We start from the raw sequence: 4,141 nt of genomic DNA on the forward strand, positions 1-4,141 counted from the left end.
GTTCGCCAAGGTCTGGTTCGAGGTCGCCGAGGCCGATTTCGCCGGCTTCCGCTCGTTGTCAGCGACGATGGCGCTGGCCATGGCGCTGACCGTTGCGGTTGGCGAGAAGCGGCGCGAAGCTGGCCGCAAGCCCAAGGCCTGACAGGCTACTTTTCAGCAAAGGAATGCGCGTTCCATATTGACTACGGATTGGAATTATTATTTCATATTACCGGCGCCACGCTGCCGCTCGCGCGTGTACCCCAAGACAACAAGGCTGATGGGAGGTTCGAATGGGCGAAGCCATGGACGCGAAACATGCGCCGCTCGACGTCATCGCCATTGGCCGCGCCTCGGTCGATCTCTATGGCCAGCAGATCGGCTCGCGCTTGGAGGACATCACCTCCTTTGCCAAGTCGGTCGGCGGCTGTCCGGCCAACATTTCGGTCGGCACGGCGAGGCTCGGCCTGCGCTCGGCGCTGCTCACTCGCGTCGGCGACGAGCAGATGGGCCGCTTCATCCGCGAGCAGCTGACGCGCGAAGGGGTTTCGGTCGACGGCCTCAAGACCGACCCGGACCGGCTGACCGCGCTGGTGCTGCTGTCGGTCGAGGACGAAGGCGTCTCGCCGATGATCTTCTATCGCAGCGACTGCGCCGACATGGCGCTGGCGGAGAAGGACATCGACGAAGCGTTCATCGCCTCGGCGCGCGCCATCGTCGTCACCGGCACGCATTTTTCGCGGCCCAACAGCGATGCCGCCCAGCGCAAGGCGATCCGCGCCATCAAGGCCAATGGCGGCAAGGTGGTGTTCGACATCGACTACCGCCCCAATCTCTGGGGCCTTGCCGGCCATGCCGAAGGGTTCGAGCGCTACGTGAAATCCGACCGGGTCTCCGCCCGGCTGAAGACGGTGCTGCCCGACTGCGACCTGATCGTCGGCACCGAAGAAGAGATCATGATCGCCTCCGGCACTGACGATTGCCTCAGCGCGTTGAAGACGATCCGCTCGCTGTCCAAGGCCACTATCGTGCTGAAGCGCGGCGCCATGGGCTGCATCGTCTATGACGGGCCGATCAGCGACGATCTCGAAGACGGCATTGTCGGCAAGGGTTTTCCGATCGAGGTCTATAATGTGCTCGGCGCCGGCGATGCCTTCATGTCGGGCTTCCTGCGCGGCTGGCTCGGCGAGGAAAGCCTAGCGACGGCGGCGACCTGGGCCAATGCCTGCGGCGCTTTCGCCGTGTCGCGGCTGCTCTGCGCGCCGGAATACCCGACCTTCGAGGAATTGCAGTTCTTCCTGAAGAACGGCAGCAGGCATCTGGCGTTGCGCAAGGACGAGGCGATCAACCATATCCATTGGGCGACGACGCGCCGGCGCGTCATTCCCTCGCTGATGGCGCTGGCCTGCGACCACCGTATCCAGCTTGACGATGTCGCCGCGAAAGCCGGCGCCGATCCGTCGCGCATCCATGATTTCAAGGTGCTGACGGTCAAGGCGGCGGCAAAGGTCGCCGCCGGCCGCGCCGGATACGGCATGCTGCTCGACGAGAAATACGGCCGCGAGGCGATGTTCGAATTTGCCCGCCATTCCTTCGCCTGGCTCGGCCGGCCGGTCGAGCTGCCGGGATCGCGGCCGCTTCGTTTTGAATTCTCGCAGGACATCGGCTCGCAATTGATCGAGTGGCCGGTCGACCATTGCATCAAGTGCCTGTGCTTCTATCACCCCGACGACCCGGAGCCGCTGAAGACCGAGCAGCAGCAGAAGCTCAAAAGCCTGTTCGAGGCCGCGCGGAAAGTGGGAAGAGAACTTCTCATCGAGATCATCGCCGGCAAGCACGGCGAGCTCGACGACACGACGATCCCGCGCGCGCTGGAGGAACTCTATGCGCTCGATATCAAGCCCGACTGGTGGAAGCTCGAACCGCAGGCTTCGGCCGGGGCTTGGGCAAAGATCGAGGCGGTGATCCTAAAGAACGATCCGTGGTGCCGTGGGGTTGTGCTGCTCGGCCTCGAAGCGCCGCAGGACGAGCTGGAAGCGGCCTTCGCTGCCACCGCCAAAGCGCCCATCGTCAAGGGCTTCGCCGTCGGACGCACCATCTTCATCAACGCGGCCGAACAGTGGTTTGCGGGCAAGATGTCGGACGACGAGGCAGTGGCCGACATGGCGTCGCGCTTCGAGAGACTAACCGAGGCATGGCTTGCCGCGCGCGGCCGCAAAGCAGCATAAGAAGGCGCGGCATTAGGACTGCGGAGGAAAACAAGATGACCAAGACAATCCGCCTGACGATGGCGCAGGCGCTGACCCGCTTTCTTGCCCGCCAGATGACCGAGATCGACGGCAAAAAAATGCCGATCTTCGGCGGCGCCTGGGCGATCTTCGGCCATGGCAATGTCGCCGGTGTCGGCGAGGCGCTCTACCAGGTGCGTGACGAATTGCCGACCTTCCGCGCCCACAACGAACAGGCGATGGCGCATGCGGCGATCGCCTACGCCAAGGCCAATTTCCGTCGCCGCTTCATGGCCACGACAAGTTCGATCGGCCCCGGCGCGCTCAACATGGTGACGGCGGCAGCACTTGCGCATGTAAACAGGTTGCCTGTCCTGTTTCTGCCCGGCGATGTCTTCGCCAATCGCATCCCCGACCCTGTCCTGCAGCAGGCCGAGAATTTCTCCGACGGCACGGCGACGGTCAATGACTGCTTTAAGCCCGTGTCGCGCTATTTCGACCGCATCACCCGGCCCGAGCAGATCATCCCGGCGCTCAATCGCGCCATGCAGGTGCTGACCGATCCGGCCGAATGCGGACCGGTGACGCTGGCGCTCTGCCAGGACGTGCAGGCCGAAGCCTATGACTACCCCGAGAGCTTCTTTGCCGAACGGGTCTGGAACCAGCGCCGGCCGCGTCCGGACCGTAGGGAATTGGCGGCCGCGGTGGCGGCGCTGAAGGCGGCAAGAAGGCCGTTAGTGATTGCCGGCGGCGGCGTGCTTTATTCGCAGGCTTCCGGCGAATTGGCGAAGCTGGTGCAAGGCGCCGGCATCCCGGTCTGCGAGACGCAGGGCGGTAAATCCTCGCTGCCGGACGATCATCCGCTCAACATGGCGGCGGTCGGCGTCACCGGCACTTCGGCGGCCAACCGGCTGGCTGAAGAAGCCGACGTCGTGCTTGCCGTCGGCACCAGGCTGCAGGATTTCACCACCGGCTCGTGGGCGCTGTTCAAGAATTCCGGCAAGACCATCATCGGGCTGAACGTCCAGCCTTTCGATGCGGGAAAACACCAGGCGCTGCCGCTGGTCGCCGATGCGGCGGAAGGGCTCGCCGAGCTTGACGCGGCGCTGAACGGCTGGAAGGCGCAGGCTGCCTGGACCGACAAGGCGGCCAGGGGCAAGAAGGACTGGCAGGCCGATGCAGACAAGGTGACGGCGTCGACCAATGCCGCCTACCCGTCCGACGCGCAAGTGATCGGCGCCGTGCAGCGCGCCATGGGCTCCGGCGTGATATTGCTTCATGCCGCCGGCGGCCTGCCCGGCGAGTTACACAAGCTCTGGCACGCGGGCGCGCCCGGCTCCTACCACGCCGAATACGGCTTCTCGACCATGGGCTACGAGATCGCTGGCGGGCTCGGCGCCAAAATGGCGAAGCCCGACGAGGAGGTCGTCGTGATGATCGGCGACGGCTCCTATCTGATGCTCAATTCCGAGATCGCGACCTCGGTCATGCTCGGCCTCAAGCTGACCATCGTGCTGCTCGATAACAGAGGCTATGGCTGCATCAACCGGCTGCAGATGGCGACCGGCGGCGCCAACTTCAACAATCTGCTGAAGGACGCACGCCATGAGATATTGCCCGACATCGACTTCGCGGCGCATGCGGTAAGCCTCGGCGCCATCGCTGAGAAGGTTTCCTCGGTCGCCGGGCTGGAAACGGCGCTGGCGCAAGCGAAGAAGAATACAAGGACCACAGTGCTGGTCATCGACACCGATCCGCTAGTTTCGACCGAAGCCGGTGGAAGCTGGTGGGACGTTGCCGTGCCGGAAGTCTCGACACGGCCGCAAGTGAATGCGGCGCGCAGAGCCTATGATGAAAAGCGGCAGATGCAGAAGATTGGAGATTGATGTCGGCGCTGCCAAGCCCCTATCTCCCCCTTGTGGGGAGGGTGGACC

The 4,141-nt window shown here is 64.1% G+C and carries 2 protein-coding genes and 1 pseudogene; all 3 read left to right on the forward strand.

The window, feature by feature from the left end; all coding sequences use genetic code 11:
* A pseudogene (locus EOA86_RS40595) lies at positions 1 to 142 on the forward strand (RpiR family transcriptional regulator); the annotation flags it as partial.
* A 130-nt stretch (positions 143 to 272) separates the two neighbouring features.
* Positions 273 to 2,207 carry a 5-dehydro-2-deoxygluconokinase gene (gene iolC, locus EOA86_RS24890; protein WP_128344095.1) on the forward strand — a complete coding sequence of 645 codons (1,935 nt, stop codon included), beginning with the start codon at positions 273 to 275 and terminating at the stop codon, positions 2,205 to 2,207.
* A gap of 35 nt (positions 2,208 to 2,242) precedes the next feature.
* Entirely contained in the window at positions 2,243 to 4,093 is a 1,851-nt protein-coding gene (gene iolD / locus EOA86_RS24895; protein ID WP_128344096.1) for a 3D-(3,5/4)-trihydroxycyclohexane-1,2-dione acylhydrolase (decyclizing), read from the forward strand.
* The last annotated feature ends 48 nt before the right edge of the window (positions 4,094 to 4,141 follow it).

Source organism: Mesorhizobium sp. M5C.F.Ca.IN.020.32.2.1, from assembly GCF_004023105.1.
Lineage (GTDB): Bacteria > Pseudomonadota > Alphaproteobacteria > Rhizobiales > Rhizobiaceae > Mesorhizobium > Mesorhizobium wenxiniae.

Excerpts from the sequence above, each read along its gene's own strand:
- iolC (WP_128344095.1), top strand. The coding sequence starts at position 273 with ATGGGCGAAGCCATGGACGCGAAACATGCGCCGCTCGACGTCATCGCC.
- iolD (WP_128344096.1), top strand. The coding sequence starts at position 2,243 with ATGACCAAGACAATCCGCCTGACGATGGCGCAGGCGCTGACCCGCTTT.